This is a genomic window from Sorangium sp. So ce375 (assembly GCF_051473855.1).
Classification (GTDB): domain Bacteria; phylum Myxococcota_A; class Polyangia; order Polyangiales; family Polyangiaceae; genus Sorangium.
In genome coordinates, this window is record NZ_CP150335.1 from 5,094,842 (window position 1) to 5,111,211 (window position 16,370).

The window sequence follows — 16,370 nt, forward strand, 5'->3', positions numbered from 1 at the left end:
GCGCCCGCGTCGGCGCGGCGCACACGCTGGCGCACCGGCGCGCATCGCCGGCTCACAAGGAGGCGTCAATCCGCCTGTCGCTCCAGGGGCGCTTCGCCTGCGCGCCGCCGCAGCACCACGTAGCGGAGGTGCGGGACGCCGCTCACCGCCACGGGCGCGAACGCGTCGCCCGCGCCGGGCAAGCGCGCGATGCGCTGCTCCACCCCGCGCGCGAACCGCGAGGCGGTCCACGGCGACGCGGGCGCCTCGCCCTCCGCGAGCAGCAGCACCAGCGCGTCCACCCGGCGCGCGTCCAGCAGCGCCCCGGGGATCCGCTTCGTTGTGTGCCCGCCGGGCAGCGCCGCGATGGCCGGATCCGTGACCCCCGCCAGATCGACGACGGTCGCGCCCGTCGCGGCCCCGAGCCAGCCGATGTCGAGCGCCGCGACGACCTCGGCCCCGGCGAGCGCGCCGCGGAGCTCCTCGACGACGCGCAGCCGGTCGCCGCCCACCCGCGCGGCGGTCGGCCCGACGCGGACCATCACGAAGAGCTGCCCCGCGAGCGCGAGCGCGAGCCGGAGGGCCGTGACGCGCGCGTCCGCGACCGAGGCGACGTGGGCCGCCGCGAGCGCCACGGCGGGCAGCGCCGGGACGACGAGCCGCGACAGCGGCATCCAGTCGCCGCCCGCCGCCGCGACCGCGAGGAAGTGAACCGCGATCGCCGCGAGCAGGCCGCGCGGCCACGCGGGGAGCGCGCGCCACGCGGACGGCGCGATCAGCGCCACGGGCCCGGTCAGGAGGAAGCACGCGAGCGCGTACCGGGCCCCGAGCGCCGCGTCCGGCGCCTTCGCGAGCGCGGCGAGCGGCGCCGCCCGCCCGAAGATCGCGAGGCGCGTCACGGCCACCGCCACGAAGGGGAGGCCGGCGAGCGCGAGCGCGACGAGCGCGCGGGCCCACGCCGGCCTCACGGGCCGCGGCGGCTCGCCCCCCGCGGCGTCGCGGCGCGGGGCCGCCTGGGCCGAGAGCGCCACGACGAGCGCGAACGGCAGGAGCTCCGGCCGGAGCGCCGCCGCGGCCCCGGCGCAGGCCGCGCCGGCGAGCGCGCCGCCGAGCTCCGGCAGCGCGACGGCGAGCGCCCCGAGCGCCGTGACGACGCCCGTCTCCATGCCCGCCACGCTCCAGGCGCCGAGCGGGGCCGACGCCGGAACGAGCGCCAGCGCCGCGAACCGCGCGGGCCGGGCGGAGGCCCGGTCGATCGCGAGCGCCAGCACGCCGGCGGCGAGCGTCCACGCGAGGGCGCCGAGCGCCTTCGCGGCCGCGAGCGCGGCGAGCGGCCCGCCGGCCGCGAACGGCGCGAGCACGAACGCCCACCCGAGCGGCGTCACGCCGTCGGTCACCGGCCCGGCCGCGTTGAAGCGGTAGCCCAGCCCCAGCGCGAGGTGGTGCGCATAACGCGCCGTGATCAGGGCGTCGTCGACCGTGAACCCCGAGAGCGCGAGCGCCGGGACCAGCGCCGAGAGCGCGCCGACGAGCGCGACGAGCAACGAACGTCGGCGCCCCGTCACGCCGATTGTGCGTCCGCGCGGCATTCCGGCGGGCACGAGGCGCTGACGCCCGCGCTGGACCGGAGCCCGCGCCGCTCTGCACGATCTCCATCGAGGACGCACGGGCAGCGGAGCAAGCGCTCAGGGTGTACGGCAATCAGCACACGGCGATCCTGTGGCAGGCGCACGAAGGACGCAATTGCGCTCGTCTGCTCGCAATCACATGAGATGCGAAACGTGAATGCGCGGACGCGCGGGCACGTGCGCGAACGTCGCGAACACCTGGGCTCGCCCCGGCGCGCACGCCTCGGACAGCGGCGACGCAGCAGCGCCTCGTGGCAGCCATGCGCCCTCGTGGACGGTATAGTTGCGCGCATGGCACTCCCCGCCGCGCTCCTGGCCGCCGTCGAGCGGCATTCGTGTTTTACCGGCTGCTATCGCAGCGAATCGGAGGTCCAGGTCTGCATCGATCCGACGCAGGCGCTCATGCCGACGGTGCCTGTCTGTTGCAGCGATTGCCTGAACTTCCACCCGGCGGCGCTCGTGAGCCTCCTGCCCCTCGGCATGACGTCTTACGCGCTGGCGAACGCGCTGACGGCGCATGTCCGCGCGCTGCGCGGGTACAAGTGGGCGACCGGCGGCTACCACACCGCGGGCACCGGCTTCTGGCTCAACGCCGCCTACTACGGCAATGGCCTCTTCCTGGTCGACGCCGCGCGCAACCGCAACGCCAGGACGGATGTCGACATGCTCATCGAGGCCTTCCAGCACGGGATCGTCCAGCCCGAGGACCCGCGCATGCTCGATCCGGCGCTCTACACGACGGAGCTCGCGTACATCAACATGTCGCGACCCATCGTGCCGGTCCGCACCAAGCACGATCTCCTGACGTCGCCGCAGCGCAGCGCCACGCCGAGACAGGGGTTCTCACGCGTGTCGATCGTGGAGTTCCAGCCGCTCGTCGTCGCGGGTCCCTCCGCCTCCGCGCAGGCGGCGAAGCCGGCGCCTCCACCCCGCGAGCTCAAGCTCGGCGATACCTGCCCGACGTGCGGCGCCACCGTCATGGAGCGACCGCTGTTCTCGGGCACGTTCGTGGGCTGCCTCTGCTGAGAGCGCGCCGCGGGCTACGTCGGCGACCGGCTCACGGCGACGGGAGCCCGGTCGCGCGCCACGCTGTCTCTCCGGTCGCCGGATCGATCGCGCGCAGCGCGGCGCCGCTCACCGCGGCGCCGCTCACGACGTACACGTAGGGGCCGGACGCCTTCGCCACCGAGAGCCGGTCGCCGAGGTAGCCCGCGGCGCGCTCGTAGCGGATGGCGCCGGAGCCCGGATCGAGGGCGATGATCCGCGGCTCGGTGCCGTTCACGGCGTCGACGCCGAGGACGACGGCGGCGCCGCCGCTCGCGACGAGGAACAGGTCCGGCCGCCTGCCGGAGAGCGGCGCGCGCGCGGGGAGCTCCTTCTTCCAGAGCGACTCGCCGCCGCGCTTCCCCTCGGCGGTGAGCCGCGGCGGGCCCTCGGTCGGCGCGCTGAGCACGACCTCCACGCCGCCGACCTGGACCACCTGGGGGTTCTTCTTGCGCTCCCAGAACTGCCCGGTGATCGCCGATGGCTGCGGCGCCGTCGGGCAGTCGGCCGCCGCGCCCCCTTCGAGCTTGATCCCGGTCGCCGCGCCGTCCTTCATCACCACGGTCGCGCAGCCGTCGCCCCCCGCGACCTCGTCGGGGGCCCCGGGGAGCTTCGCCACCCAGCGCTCCTTGCCGGTGCGGGCGTCGAGCGCGCGCAGCGCGGTGTCGCCCCCGCCGGCGAGCACGGTGTTCGGGTCCGCGCAGGCGAGCGCGTCCGGCCCCTCGATCTCGTGCGAGGTCCAGATCCCCTGCCCGGTGCGCCCGTCGACGACCACCACGCGCCCGCGCGTCTTGCCGTCCTGCCACACCACGGGGTCGGGCGCGTCGTCGCCGTTCGCGTCCACGAAGCAGAGGGCGTCGAGCTTCGTGGAGAGCGGGCGCGCTCGCGGCGCGGGCTCCTGCGGCGGATCGACGCGCGCGAAGAACATCACCGCGAAGCCGACCCCCACGACCGCCATCGCCGCGGCGAGGAGCACCTTCGTCACCCGCGTCGGCCCTGGCGCGGCCGCGGGCGCCTCCGGCTGCGCAGCCGCGCCGGGGGCGTCGGCGCCGCAGCGCGGGCATGCGATCCCATCACGACTCGCCTCCAGCGAGGCACCACAGCTCCTGCAGGGCCGCATCGGGACAGTCTATCGCCGCCGGGCGCCCGCGATCGAGAGCGACCGTGCGCGGCCCGCCTCGCCGCGGGAGGCCTGGAGGGGGAGGCGCGGGAGCCGACCGCCCCCGCAGACGCGGCGGCCTGCTATTTCGACCAGAGCACAGAGAGATCGAGCTCGATCGCGTCGAAGGGCTCGAGGCGCACGCGCGCGGCGCCGCGGTGGACAACCGCGGGCCCCCAGCAACGATTTGTGTCGAGCACGTACACCTCGAGGGTCCGCGCGATCGGGTCGACGAGCCACGCGTATCGCACGCCCTCGCGCGCGTAGAGGGGCATCTTCTCCGTGCGGTCGAGCTTCTCGGTCGACGGGCTAAGGACCTCGCAGATCCAATCCGGGGCGAGCGCGAAGTACGCCGTCGCAGGCAGCTCGGGCATGCGCTCCACGCGCCAGCCGGCGAGGTCGGGCACCACGGCGTCGACATCCCCGGGGGACGCTGGATCAGGGAAGTGCAGCTCGGGCTCGACCAGGAGGGTCCAGCCGCCGGGCCCGCCGCGGCCGCGGTCGAAGGGGCCGAAGAGCTCCCCCTGCAGCGCGCTCTCAGCCCTGGAATGCCGCGGCGCCGGCCTGGGCATGACGTGGAGCACGCCCCCGATGAGCTCCGCCACCTTGTTCGGTGGGACGGCTTCGAGGTCGGCGTACGTGGCGCGGCGCTGCTTCTCGGCGGGCTGGCCCATGTCCAGAGCCTGCCCGGGGGCCCGGAGCGAGGCAAGGCGCGGCGCGCGCTGGCTACTTCGCCCAGAGGACCGAGAGTTCGAGTTCGACGGCGCCGAAGGGCTCGACGCGAACGCGGGCGGCGTCACGGTGGACGACCGCGGGCCCCCAACGACGATCCTGGCCGAGCACGTACACCTCGAGGGTCCGCGCGATCGGGTCGACGAGCCACGCGTACCGCACGCCCTCGCGCGCGTAGACCGGCATCTTCTCGTCGCGATCGAAGGCCGCCGTCGACGGGCTCAGGACCTCGCAGATCCAGTCCGGGGCGAGCGCGAAGTAGGCTGTCTCAGGCAGCTCGGGCATGCGCTCGCGACGCCAGCCGGCGAGGTCGGGCACGAGCGCGTCGATCTCGCCCGGCGCGTCCGGGTCGGGGAAGCGCAGCTCGGGCTCATCCAGGATCCACCACCCGCCAGGGCCACCATCGCCAAGCCCGAAAGGGCCGCCGAGCTTGATGCCCAGGACCGAGCTCGTGTTGGCGTGCCGCGGCGCCGGCCTGGGAAACACGTGCAGGGTGCCGCGGACGAGCTCCGCCACCTTGTTCGGTGGGACGGCTTCGAGGTCGGCGTACGTGGCGCGGCGCTGCTCCTCGGCGGGCTGGCCCATGTCCAGAGCCTGCCCGGGGGCCCGGAACGAGGCAAGGCGCGGCGCCGGAACCCGAACGCTCGCGCGCCTCGGCGGGCGGCGCCGCCCCGCCGCCCCCTCCCCGCTACGGCTTCGGGAACCGAACATGCAGCGGCGGTGCGCGTCGGTGGCTACCACGACGCAGCGGCGGTCTTCACCCTCGCCGCGGGCGGAGCGCCCGGGTCAACGCGGCGGCCAGCTACCTCGCCCAGAGGACCGCGAGATCGAGCTCGATGGCCTCGAAGGGCTCGACGCGGACCCGCGCGGTATCGCGGTGGACGACCGCAGGTCCCCAGCGGCGATCCGCGCCGAGCACGTACACCTCCAGCGTCCTCTTGACAGGATCGACCAGCCACGCGTGCCGCACGCCCTCGCGCGCGTAGATCGGCATCTTCTCGTCGCGGTCGACGTCCTCTGTCGAAGGGCTCAGGACCTCGCAGATCCAGTCCGGGGCAAGCGCGAAGTAGGCCGTCTCGGGCAGCTCGGGCATGCGCTCGATCCGCCAGCCGGCAAGGTCGGGCACGAGCGCGTCGATCTCACCAGGCGCGTGCGGGTCGGGGAAATGCAGTTCCGGTTCGTCCAGGATCCACCAGCCGCCGGGGCCGCCCTTCCCTGCATCGAACGGCCCGCCGAGCTCAATCCCGAGGCGAGACGATGCCCGTGCATGCGGCGGCGCCGGCCTGGGGAACACGTGCAAGGTGCCCCCGATGAGCTCCGCCACCTTGTTTGGCGGCACGGCCTCGAGGTCGGCGTATATCGCGCGGGGCTGCTTCTCGGCGGGCTGGCCCATGGGCGAAGCCTGCCCGGGGGCGGGCGGCGAGGCAAGGCGACGAGGATCTTGGCCAGGGCGTCGCGTAGCGAGCGCCCCCCGCGACGTCGCCGCCCTGGGTGCTACGCCGAGCCCGGCGGAGAGCTCGCCGCACCACGCACCTCGCCGTAGCCGTAGGAGTACCCGCCGCGCACCGGGCATGAGTGCAAGCACGCTGCTCGGTGGAGCCATCAGGCCGCGAGTCCGAGGACATCTCTCCAGCGCATGAGTTCTCCGAACGCCTGAACGAACCGGCGCGCTGGCTCTCCCCCGACGAGGACGCGCGGCTCATGGCGTGCGCCGCCGTGCCGCTCTGCTGGCGCGTGCTGTACGGCTTCCTCGACAGGGAGGGCCCCAGGCTGAGCGAGGCAGCGCGGCTCACCTTCGCGGATCTCGACCTCGAGCGCGGCGTGATCATGCTCGACGAGAACAAGACGGACGATGCGTGCGCGTGGGCGCGCACGGCGGTAGAGCTCGGCCTCGGAGAGCTGCACCCGCTGGACGAGGCGATCCCCGAGCTCGCCGCGGCCGGCGGGGGAAAGGGCGCTGGAAAGGGCGGAGACACCGCGGCGACCCCCTCTGCTATGCCCGGCCGACCGAGCCGTAAGCGGCTGGAATCCCTCGGTAAAAAGTCGACCGAGTCCGCGGCGCGGAGCCCCCTCCCCGCTACGGCTTCGGGATCCTCAGCGTGCCGCTGACCATCGCGCTGCCGCTGACGACATAGACCAGGCTGAGCGGGTGGAACGCCCAGGGGCCGAGCGCGATGGATCCGAGCCAGAGCTGCTCGTGCACGCGCTCCGTGGCGAAGAGCACCGCGAAGAGCAGCGCGATGAGCAAGCTCGTGGGGATCGGCGTCCCCTCGTAGTAGCGCACCTTTCCGCGCTCGTCCGACAGCTCCGCCGCCGTCACGTTGTACCGCGCGAGGCGGCTGATCCCGCAGGCGACGAAGTAGACGAGGGCGGCGGCGTCCCACGGCCCGCGCAGGCCGAGCGCGTAGCCGAGCACCGCGGGCGCGACGCCGAACGAGACGACGTCGGCGAGCGAGTCGAGATCGGCGCCGAGCGGCGAGTGCTTGCGGCGCCAGCGCGCGATCGTGCCGTCGAGGATGTCGCACGCCAGCGCGAACGGCAGGAGCCCGAAGGCCACCCAGATGTAGAGGCGCTCGCGCTCGGCGACGTAGTTCAGGCAAAGCAGGATGCTCAGCGTGCCGCTCGCCGCGTTCGCCAGCGTGACGAAATCGGCCAGCGCGAACGACCGGAGCATCGAGAAATGAGGCGGTCTCTCGGGAGGCATGGCGCTCGGGGGGCGCAGTGTCGCACGTCCGGTTGAATTTCCAACCAATCTGCGCGGCGCACGTCGCCGTCGCCGGGCCGTCGCCTCGCCGCAAGGGACCTCGAGCCGCGGCGCGCCCGGCGCCGGCGCCGTCTAGCCAGGTGGCACGTGCTTGTCCACTCCGCGGCGATCCGCGCACAAAACTTAGGACCGGGCCGCGCGCTGCCTAGCATCCGTCGGCGGATGCCCGGACTGTCACTTGTCGCAGACAACACCCGATGCTCACCGGAGCCCGAGCGCACGTCGCTGCACGATGTGCTCGACTTCGTCCTGGAGGGGGCGCGCAACGCGTCTCCTCCGCTCGATGGAGCGGCGCTGCCGCTACGCGCCGAGGCCGAGGCGCTGCCGCTCCTCTGCGAGCTCGCCGAGGCCGCGGCGGAGCTCGCCTCCGGACGCCGCGCGCGCGCGGTCGTGCGCCTGTGCCTCGAGCCCGACCCCTGGGAGCTCGGGCTGGAGCGCGTGGGCCGCGACCTCCTCGTCACCGTCTTCCACGGGGGGGACGTGCCCGAGGTCGCCCTGCACGAGCGGCGCTTCGACGGCGAAGCGCTCTGCGCGCGCCTCCTCGCGGCCATGGACCGGTTCGCCGCGCACAGGGGCCCCGGCGCTCGCCGCGACGCCGCCTTCGCGGACAACGACGCGGCCCTCGGCGGGCTCGGGGAGCAGCGGCTCCCGGCCGCGCGGAGGTGCCTCGCCGCCTCCCTCCCGTTCTCGCCCGACGAGGCGGGAGGCGAGCCCGCGATCGTGGGCGTCGAGCCGACCGGCGAGATCCCCATCGCCATCGCGGCCGAGGCGCTCCTGCGCACGTCGCAGGGCGCGGCGCTCGCGCAGCCGGCCGTGCTCCGGGCCGACCTCTTCTCGCTCCTCTTCCGGGGCAAGATCCGCGTGCTCGTCGGCGAGGAGGCGCGGGAGCTGCCCGACGTCTTCATCTTCCCGTTCGCCGAGCAGCTCACGTCGCTGTCGCTCGAGTCGCTCGACGCGTGGGCGCGGCGCCAGCCCTACCACCGGCGGCTGACCGTCGGCGGCGCGATCCTCGGCGTCCGGCTGCACAGCGAGGGGGCGCTGTCGCTCACGCTCGGCGTGCCCCGCGTGGGCCGCGTCCCCTCCGCCGATCCCCGCGCGCTCGGCCCGGGCCGCGCTCCCTCGTTCGCGGCCGCCGAGGAGCGGGCGCAGACCTGGACCTTCCCGGCCGTCGACGTGGCGGCGCTCGCCCAGGGCGTCGTCGCGTTCGGGCGCGCGCTCGCGCGCAGCCTCGTGCGCCGCGATCGCGGGCAGACGTCGAACCTGCGCCTCTTCGAGTTCCGGGCGCGCGTCCGCGAGCTCGCCGAGCGGCTCCGGGAGCTCACGCGCAACGACGCGAAGATCAACGTGGCGCCGGAGACGTACCGCGCCTTCGCGGCGGCGGCGGCGCGCCCGCAGGCCGCGGCCGAGGACACGTTCGGGCGGACGCGGCTGCGCTTCACGGCCCGGTGGATCGCGGCGATCCCGTCGGTCGACCTCCGCGCCACCTTCCTCTGCGGCGACGTGCTCGTGGTGGGCTCGACGCGCGAGCTGACCTGCCTCGATCGGCGCACCGGCGAGTGCCTGTGGCGCAAGCAGGCGCCGCGCGCGGTCTCGGTGATGACGCCGGTCGGGCTCGGGCGGCTCCTGCCGGACGGCACGCTGCAGCTGCACGATCTGTCGAGCGGCGAGGTGGCCTGGTCGACGCGGCTCTCGCCGCGCGTGGGCGCGAACGCCTCGGGCGCGGTGGTGAGCGCCCCCGGGCTGCCGCGGATGCTCATCGTGAGCGAGGGGACGCGCCACCTCGCGGCGGTGGACCTCTACTCCGGCGAGGTGCGCTGGCGCTACGCCGCGCGGCGCGGCGAGAACTTCCGGCTCCGCCGCGCGGGGAAGCTCGTCCTCGTGGGCAGCGGCGAGCCGGCCCTCGCGGCGCTCGACGTGCTGAGCGGCGAGGTCGTCTGGCGCTTCTGCGACCGCCTCCCGTTCGCGTCGCCGGTGGCGGTCGATCACGACGCGCTCTTCGCGCTGGCCGGCGACGGCGCGTTCGTCGGCCGCGGCGGCGCGCGGCTGCACCACCTCGACCCGTGGTCCGGCGAGGCGCGGTGGACGGTCGATCTGCCGAAGCACGTGGCGCCGGTCGGCGCGCCGCTGCTCGGGCCCGAGACGGTGTGCGTGGTCACCCACGGGCGGCGCGGCACGGGGCTCGTGGGGATCGATCGCCGCACCGGGGCGACGCGCTTCGACCTGACCGCGTGCGCCGCGACGGCCTCGTGCCTCATGGTGGACGACGTGGTCGTGGTGAACAGCGAGGCGGGCGAGATCGTCGGGGTCGGCGCGCACGACGGCGCGGTCCGGTACCGGCACGTCATCGCGGGCGGCGTCGAGGGCGACAGGCCGCGGCGCCTCGAGCCGGTGCTCCGCTCGGGCGCGCTGTTCGTGCCGCAGAGCGAGGTGCACGTCGTCCGGCCGCGCGACGGCGCGCTGCTCGGCAAGGTGCCGACGGACCTCATCCCGGATCTCCTGCGGGTGGACGAGCGGTGCGACGTCTACGTGGCCGAGGAGAGCGGCCACCTCGCGGCCTTCGCCGCGGCCCCGCGGCTCAGCCTCGTCCAGTAGCCGCCAGCAGCCGCGGCCGCGCGCGTCAGCGCGGCCGCCGCTCCGGCTTCCAGATGAGCTCGAGCGTCACCTGGGTGATGCCGTCCTCGATGAGCCCGATCCGCTCGGCGGCCCTGCGCGACAGGTCGATGATCCTGCCGCGCTTGAACGGGCCGCGATCGTTGATCCTCACGCGCACGCGGCGGCCGTCCCGGCGGACCACATCGACCAGGGCGCCGAAGGGCAGCGTCCGGTGCGCGGCCGTGAGCGCGCGCGGGTTGTAGCGCTCGCCGCTCGCGGTGCGGCGGCCGTTGAACTTGTCGGCGTAGTAGGTGGCGCGCCCGCGCTGGATCGCTGTCCCCTTCGCCGCGCTCCGCGCGCTCGCGGGCGCGGTCGGCGTGGTGATGCTGTCGCCGTCGTCCGGATCGTCGTCCTCGGCCTGGTGCCGCGGGGACGCCGGCGGCGAGCTCGGCGCGACGCCGAGCCCGATCGGCGCGTCGGCTCCCGTGCGGGGCGCCGCGGGCTGGTGAGCCGAGCAGGCGGGGGTGAAAAAGAGGAGGAGGAAGGCGAGCATCCTCGCCGCGCCACGGCGTCCCCCGGGCGTCGTCACGTGGCCTCGGGGGCGGCGCGATCGGCCGACGAAGGGTCGAGGTCGGCCGCGGGCGGGGTCACCGCGGCGACCAGGAGGGCGGCGGGCTCTCCGCTCCCTGCCCCGTCCGAGGGCGGCGCCGCCTGGGCCGTGGCCTTGGACCGAACGAACCCGGCCAGCTCGCGGAACGGCACGCCGGTCGGGCAGATCCGCTCCTTCGCGGCGAGCACCTCCTCCGGCACGTGCGCGAGCGCGAGCGCCGCGGCGTCGAAGTCCGGCATGCTCCGCGACGACGCGAGCACCACCGTCATGAGGCCGGGGTAGGCCCCCCTGGACGCCGCGATGCGCTCGGCTTCCCCGAGGTCGCAGCGCCCGCACGCGATGCAGCGCGAGAAGCGGGGAAGGGCCGCGCGCTCGGCCGGCGAGAGCGGCGGCAGGCGATCGGCGTCGTAGTTCTCGTGGAAGAGCGCAAGTCCGCTCGGGCCGTCGAAGAGACGGCGCACCGCGACCTTGAGGAGCGACCACGCGAGGACCGCGAGGGCCAGGGCACGACCAGAGAGCACGATCCGTCCATAACCCGAAACAGGCCCGCGCGCCGAGCCGATGCGCCAGGGGTCGTCGGAACGGCGCCGCGCCCGGCGCACGGCACGTGAACCCGCGTTAACAGCGCCTCGGGCGCGCGCAGGTCCACGACGCCCCCGCCGCCGCTGTGACGACCGCTGCGACGCGCGCTCACCTCCCGGGATCCACGGCGCCCGAGATCGCGGTTCACGCCTGCGCTCTGCGGCACATCGCGCGATCACGGCCCCCGCCGGGCGAGGCCGCTGCGCATCGCTCCTCCCTGGCACGTCGGGTGCACAGGCGCCACGCATGCCCAACGACTTGCTTCTCTGTGACAAGGGACGCTCGGAAGACCTCGGCGAGATCGTCGAAGGCGTGCTTGTGGAGGCGATGATCGCGGGGGACGAGCGCGCCTGGCGCGCCTTCCACGCCCGCTACGATCGGCTCGTCCACCGCTGCATCAGCGGCGTGATCACCCGCTTCTCCGCCGTGGTCGCGCAGGACGACATCCGCGACATCCACGCGACGCTGCTCGTGCAGCTGCTCTCGAACGACATGCGCAAGCTGCGGAGCTTCGACGCGAGCCGCGGCACGCGGCTGAGCTCCTGGATCGGCACGCTCGCCGTCCGCTGCGCGTACGACCACCTGCGCTCGAGGAGGCGCGCGCCGCGCTGCGCCCCGATCGACGACGCGGCGGTCGAGCTGCCCTGCGAGCGCCCCTCGCCGCAGGAGCAGGCCGAGCGCCGCGAGCGCGCCGCGCTCGTGGGGAGCGTGCTCCACGGCTTCTCCGACAAGGACCGCGAGTTCGTCGCGCTCTACTTCGGCGAGGGCCTGCCCCCGGAGCAGATCGCCGAGCGGATGGGGATCAGCGTGAAGACGGTGTACTCGAAGCGTCACAAGATCCAGAGCCGCCTCGAGACGATGCTGTCGAGCGTCAGCCTCGCGGCGTGACGGTCCCCTCCCCCGAAGGGGGCTCGGCGGCCGGCGGCCCTGTGGTATGAGCCGGAGTGGATGGCTCGCCCGCCCCGCACCTCCTCCGCGCTCTCCGTCGTCGCGGCCGCCGCCCCGCTGCTCGGCGCGTGCGGCGGCGGCAACGGAGACGCCTCCGCGATCCCCCTCGCCGACGAGCGCGGCGGCGGCGCTCGCATCGCCGAGATCGTCGGCGACGCCGGGTGGCTCGACGCGGGCGACGAGGAGAGCCTGCGCTGCGCCGCGCCGCGCGCCCGCCGCGCCCGCGTCACCGGCGCCACGCTCGTCGCCATCGACAGCTTCGACGAGACGGGCGAGGGCGCGCGCGGCAACCACTACATGCAAGACAGCGCAGCCGAGCCGGTCGCCTACTCGGGGATGACGGTCTTCCAGCCCGCCTTCAGCCCGCCGGAGCTGCGGCTCATCCCCGGCGACGTTGTCGACGTGCTGGGCGAGCTGACCGAGTTCCTCGGCCCCTCCGCGGGCCGCTTCGGCGGATGCCGCACCCTGCCCCAGATGGGCGGGACCATGAGCTTCCGCTTCGAGGACCGCCCCGCCGTCCCGATCCACGTGCCGCTCGACGAGCTGAGAGGCTACGCGTCGGCGCGCCCGTACATCGGCATGCTCGTGCGGGTCGAGGGCGTCAGGATCGCCGGCGACCCGTCGAGCCGCGGCGGCCGCTACACGGCGTCGATCGACGTCGGGGCCGGCGTGCCCCCCGCCGACGTGCCGAGCATCTCGAACGAGCTCTACGATCTCGAGCGCGAGGGGCCGCCCCTCGCGAACGGCGCGGCCTTCCGGTCCGTCACCGGCGTGCTCACCTACTTCTACGGCTTCAAGATCGCCCCGCGATGCCCGGCCGATTTCCGGCTGGACGACGCGCAGCTGCCCTCCGACGACGCATGCGCTCCCTGAGGCCCGCGCTCCTCTCTCCGCTCGTCCTGCTCGCGGCCTGCCGCGGCGCCGCGCCCGGCGGCCCGCCGGCGGGGCACGCCCTCGCCTCGACGCCCGAGGGCAGCGTCGGGCGCATCGAGGTGCGCAACCTCGACGCCCGGCCGCGGCTCACGCTCGTCTCTCGCGACGGCGATCCAGCGCCCGCGCTCGTCGTCTCCGTCGCGACCGATCTCGGCTCGGTCGCGACGACGGCGCTCGCCAGCGTGGTCGAGGCGCGGCTGCTCGCCGCCGGCTTCGACGTGGACGCGCGCATCGATCGCAGCGCCTTCCGCGTGCGGATGCTCGTCAGGGACGCGGCGCGCGTCGCGCCGTTCCTGCGCGCGCTCTCGGCGGCGTTCGCGCAGCCGATCGCGGCCGGCAGCCCGGAGGTCGCCAGGGCGGCGGAGCGGACGCAAGCGCTCCGCTCGAGCCCGCTCGACGCGCCGGAGCTCTCGCCGATCGCGGCGTGCACCGGCCAGCTGGGCCTCGCTGGCGCCGAGCCCGTGGTCGACCTGGCGACGGCCGCGGGCGCGCGGGAGCTCGAAGCGTGGCGGACCGCGGCGCTGCACGCCGGGCGCACCTCGATCGCCGCGGTGGGCCCCGCCACGTTCTGCGAGGAGGCGGCCCGCGCGGCGGAGGGCGTCGACGCGTGGCCGGCGGGCGGCCCGCCCGCGGACGCGTGGCCGGCGGCGGACACGGTCAGCGTGTACTCGACGAACCAGCTCGCGCGACGGGCCGCCCGCGTCACCGTGGCCGCCCGCGTCGCGAGCCCCCAGGCGGCGGTCGCCGCGGCGGAGCGGCTCGGCGCGCCGGGGTCCCCGCTCCGCGCGCGGCTCTCGGCGCTCGCCTCCCCGTTCCGCACGGTCGAGGTGCTCGGGGTCGCCCGCCCGCGCGGCGGTTGCGTGAGCGTCACCATCGAGGCCGCCGACCTGCCCGCGGCCCCCGCCGTCGAGGCCTCGGCGGCGCTCGCTGTCGCCGTGGCGCGGCAGGAGATCCGCCGCGGCCTCACGGCGCCGCCGAGCCCGGCCGTCGCCACGCGGCAGGTCCTCACCGCGCAGGACCCGCGCGACGCGGGCGCGCGCGCCTCCTGGTGGGCGCTCTCGGGGAGCGCCCCGGGCGCGCCGCCGGAGCGGTGGGCGACGGCGCTCGGCGTCCCTCCGAGCGACGACCCGCCGAAGCCCGCGGCGCCGGGCGAGGCCGGCGCGCGCCGCTTCGAGGCCGAGCTCGCGCGCGCGCTCGCGCCCGGAGCCCAGCCCGCCCTGGAGCGGCGGGCGCTGGTCGAGCGGGGGCAAGGCGAGGTTTGGGTCCTGCTCGGGAGCCCGTGCGGCGTCGCGGAGGAGGGGCTGTACGACGCCGGCGCCACGGCGCTCGCCGCGCTCGCCGCCGTGCAGACGCGGCGGCGCGAGCTCGACGTCACGATCGAGCCGTGGGTCACGGCGGATGCCGTCGGCGTCATCGCGCACGCGCCGTTCCGCGACGAGCGCGAGACCCCGGCAGAGCTCGGGCGCCGCGTCGCGAGCGCCGCCGCGCGCACGGTCGCGGCGACCACGCTGGGCCCCGAGGCGCTCACGCAGGCGCGCGCCGCCGCGCTCCAGCACCTGGAGCACCTCTCCGGCGGGCGGGCCGCGGCGCTCGAGGCCTTCGCCTCCGCGCTCGCGCCCGACCACCCGTCCTGGATCGAGCCGTTCGGCGTCTGGGACCGGGTGGCGAGCGGCGGGCTCGAGACCGTGCAGCTCCGCTGGCAGGCGCTCGCGACCGGCCCGCTCCGGATCGCCGTCCTCGCGAACGCCGACGCTTCCCAGGCGGCCGCCGCGGCGGAGGCCGCCGAGCGCTGGCTCGCGCCGCGCCTCGCCCCGCGCGGGTGCGGCTCACCGGACGGCGCTGTGGTGCCCCGGCTCGGTCACCACGACGCCCGCCTGCCGGCCGGGGCGGCCCTCTCGCAGGCCGTCATCGGCGCGCGGCTCCCCGGGGCGCGCGAGGCCGCGCCCGCGGCGCGCGAGCTCGCGGAGCTCACCGTCGCCGCCCTCAACGGCGAAGGCGGCCTGCTCGCGGCCGTGCTCTCTCCCGCGGCGAGCACGGCGGCCCCAGGCCCGGCCAGCGCGGCGGCGGCGAAGCGGCCGCTCTCGGCCCGCGCGAGCGCGCGCGTCCTCGGCGGGACCCGCGCTGCGGCGCTCGCCGTCGAGATCAGGGCGCCGTCCGACGAGCTCGACGAGGCCTCGGCCCGCGTGAAGGAGCTCCTCGCCGGCCTCGCCCAGCGGGTGACCGACGCCGACCTCGGCCGCGCCGAGGCTCACCTCGCCCGGCGCGAGCGCGACGCGCTCGCGGAGCCCAGGCGCCGGCTCATCTACCTGTTCAACGGCCGCCCCTCCCGCGCGGCCGTCGCGAAGTCCACGCTGACCGCGTGGCGCGCCTTCCTCTCGGGCGCGCTCGGCGCGGACGCGATCGTGACCGTCGAAGCCCGGCCCGACTGATCACTCCCCGCCGTCGAAGTCTCCGGCGTCCTCGATCTCGGCCGCCCGCCCGGCGCTCGTCGCCTCGAGGCCCTCGTCCTCCGCGTCTCCGTCCGCGCGCGTGGCCTCGTCCTCGTCCTCGTCGACCTCGACCTCATCCTCTTCGTCGTCGTCGTCCGGCTGGGTCAGCACGGGGAGCCGGCGCTTGCCGACCGGGCCCTCGTCGACGTAATCGCGCAGCGCCGACATGTCCTTCAGCGCCTCGAGCTTCGCGAGCGCCTTCACCTCGACCTGGCGAATCCGCTCGCGGGTCAGGTTCATGATCGCCCCCACGTCCTCGAGCGTGGTGCCGCCGCGATCCGCGACGTCGAGCGCGCACGTCTCGTTCATGTCCCAGACCTCGAGATCCGGGAAATTCAGCTTGATGGCGCCCGTCCTGGCGGACACGTCGAGATAGAGGTGGTGCTGGCACGAGACGTACGGGCACGGCCTCGGGCCGTCGACGCACTCGGCGCGGGTCCGCGGCTTGTAGTAATCGGTCTCGGGGTAGAGCATCCGGCCGATCTCGAGCTCGCGCTTGGTCATGCGCTTGACGCTGATCGTCCGCGCCCGGATCTCGCGCTTCCTGCGCGACCTGCGCTGCTCGCGCGTGATCGCGTTCCCCGACTCCGAGGGATCCGCCTGGAGCGCGAGCGCGCCCTCCACGACGGGCTCCGTCGAGCCCCCTGGGTCGCGATCGCCACCCGCCGCATCCGCACCGTCTAGGCTGAAGATCTCGAGCTCGCTGTCAGACACCGTCGCCATGCGCTGCCTCCGTTTGGTAGCGTCTCCGCTCTCAAGCGCGCGCGTCTCTCCCCGTACGTCCGAGTCCCAGCTCGAGCGCAGAGGGATCCGCTCCTTATGCCCGACGTAACGCCGGATGCCGTCCCGAAAAAATTGCGACGAAACGAGCCGATGCCCGTCCCGTCGATCGCGTCAAACCCAGGTGGGG

Annotated in this window: 15 protein-coding genes; 6 read left to right on the top strand and 9 right to left on the bottom strand. The window is 75.3% G+C overall.

Annotated elements, in window-relative coordinates:
• Positions 1–65: 65 nt before the first annotated feature.
• A complete protein-coding gene (locus WME90_RS18845) occupies positions 66–1,544 on the bottom strand; it encodes a hypothetical protein (protein WP_437282540.1) in 1,479 nt (492 codons plus the stop codon).
• Positions 1,545–1,898: 354 nt separating this feature from the next.
• On the opposite strand from WME90_RS18845, the gene WME90_RS18850 reads away from it, so the two are divergent.
• Complete coding sequence (locus WME90_RS18850; RefSeq protein WP_437282541.1) at positions 1,899–2,633, top strand: hypothetical protein; 735 nt, start codon at positions 1,899–1,901, stop codon at positions 2,631–2,633.
• A 31-nt stretch (positions 2,634–2,664) separates the two neighbouring features.
• Here WME90_RS18850 and WME90_RS18855 read toward each other — a convergent pair whose 3' ends face one another.
• The 4 genes from WME90_RS18855 to WME90_RS18870 all read right to left on the bottom strand — a co-directional run bounded on the left by WME90_RS18855 (position 2,665) and on the right by WME90_RS18870 (position 5,935).
• Positions 2,665–3,771: an outer membrane protein assembly factor BamB family protein gene (locus tag WME90_RS18855; protein WP_437282542.1), complete on the bottom strand. Its 1,107-nt coding sequence runs from the start codon at positions 3,769–3,771 to the stop codon at positions 2,665–2,667.
• A 122-nt stretch (positions 3,772–3,893) separates the two neighbouring features.
• Complete coding sequence (locus WME90_RS18860; RefSeq protein WP_437282543.1) at positions 3,894–4,484, bottom strand: Uma2 family endonuclease; 591 nt, start codon at positions 4,482–4,484, stop codon at positions 3,894–3,896.
• Positions 4,485–4,536: 52 nt separating this feature from the next.
• Positions 4,537–5,127: a Uma2 family endonuclease gene (locus tag WME90_RS18865; RefSeq protein WP_437282544.1), complete on the bottom strand. Its 591-nt coding sequence runs from the start codon at positions 5,125–5,127 to the stop codon at positions 4,537–4,539.
• Positions 5,128–5,344: 217 nt separating this feature from the next.
• Entirely contained in the window at positions 5,345–5,935 is a 591-nt protein-coding gene (locus WME90_RS18870; RefSeq protein ID WP_437282545.1) for a Uma2 family endonuclease, read from the bottom strand.
• Positions 5,936–6,135: 200 nt separating this feature from the next.
• On the opposite strand from WME90_RS18870, the gene WME90_RS18875 reads away from it, so the two are divergent.
• Complete coding sequence (locus WME90_RS18875) at positions 6,136–6,651, top strand: hypothetical protein (protein WP_437282546.1); 516 nt, start codon at positions 6,136–6,138, stop codon at positions 6,649–6,651.
• Here WME90_RS18875 and WME90_RS18880 read toward each other — a convergent pair.
• On the bottom strand, positions 6,620–7,246 hold the full coding sequence (locus tag WME90_RS18880) for a CDP-alcohol phosphatidyltransferase family protein (protein WP_437282547.1): 627 nt from the start codon (positions 7,244–7,246) through the stop codon (positions 6,620–6,622). The genes WME90_RS18875 and WME90_RS18880 overlap by 32 nt on opposite strands.
• Before the next feature lie 222 nt (positions 7,247–7,468).
• Here WME90_RS18880 and WME90_RS18885 point away from each other — a divergent pair, with 222 nt between their 5' ends.
• Complete coding sequence (locus tag WME90_RS18885; protein WP_437282548.1) at positions 7,469–9,898, top strand: PQQ-binding-like beta-propeller repeat protein; 2,430 nt, start codon at positions 7,469–7,471, stop codon at positions 9,896–9,898.
• Positions 9,899–9,923: 25 nt separating this feature from the next.
• Here the strand turns inward: WME90_RS18885 and WME90_RS18890 are convergent, their stop codons facing one another.
• Positions 9,924–10,451 (bottom strand): septal ring lytic transglycosylase RlpA family protein, encoded by a 528-nt coding sequence (locus tag WME90_RS18890; RefSeq protein ID WP_437282549.1) that lies wholly within the window; start codon positions 10,449–10,451, stop codon positions 9,924–9,926.
• Positions 10,452–10,483: 32 nt separating this feature from the next.
• On the bottom strand, positions 10,484–11,029 hold the full coding sequence (locus WME90_RS18895) for a hypothetical protein (RefSeq protein ID WP_437282550.1): 546 nt from the start codon (positions 11,027–11,029) through the stop codon (positions 10,484–10,486).
• Between the two features lie 307 nt (positions 11,030–11,336).
• Here WME90_RS18895 and WME90_RS18900 point away from each other — a divergent pair, with 307 nt between their 5' ends.
• From WME90_RS18900 to WME90_RS18910, 3 genes are read left to right on the top strand one after another with little or no spacing between them, the layout of a single operon-like run.
• Entirely contained in the window at positions 11,337–11,978 is a 642-nt protein-coding gene (locus WME90_RS18900) for an RNA polymerase sigma factor (protein ID WP_437282551.1), read from the top strand.
• A gap of 60 nt (positions 11,979–12,038) precedes the next feature.
• Positions 12,039–12,911, top strand: a complete 873-nt coding sequence (locus WME90_RS18905; RefSeq protein ID WP_437282552.1) for a hypothetical protein — start codon at positions 12,039–12,041, stop codon at positions 12,909–12,911.
• Entirely contained in the window at positions 12,899–15,400 is a 2,502-nt protein-coding gene (locus tag WME90_RS18910; protein ID WP_437282553.1) for a hypothetical protein, read from the top strand. The genes WME90_RS18905 and WME90_RS18910 overlap by 13 nt, the downstream gene beginning before the upstream one ends.
• On the opposite strand, the gene WME90_RS18915 is transcribed toward WME90_RS18910, so the two are convergent.
• Complete coding sequence (locus WME90_RS18915) at positions 15,401–16,183, bottom strand: sigma factor-like helix-turn-helix DNA-binding protein (protein ID WP_437282554.1); 783 nt, start codon at positions 16,181–16,183, stop codon at positions 15,401–15,403.
• Between the last annotated feature and the right edge of the window lie 187 nt (positions 16,184–16,370).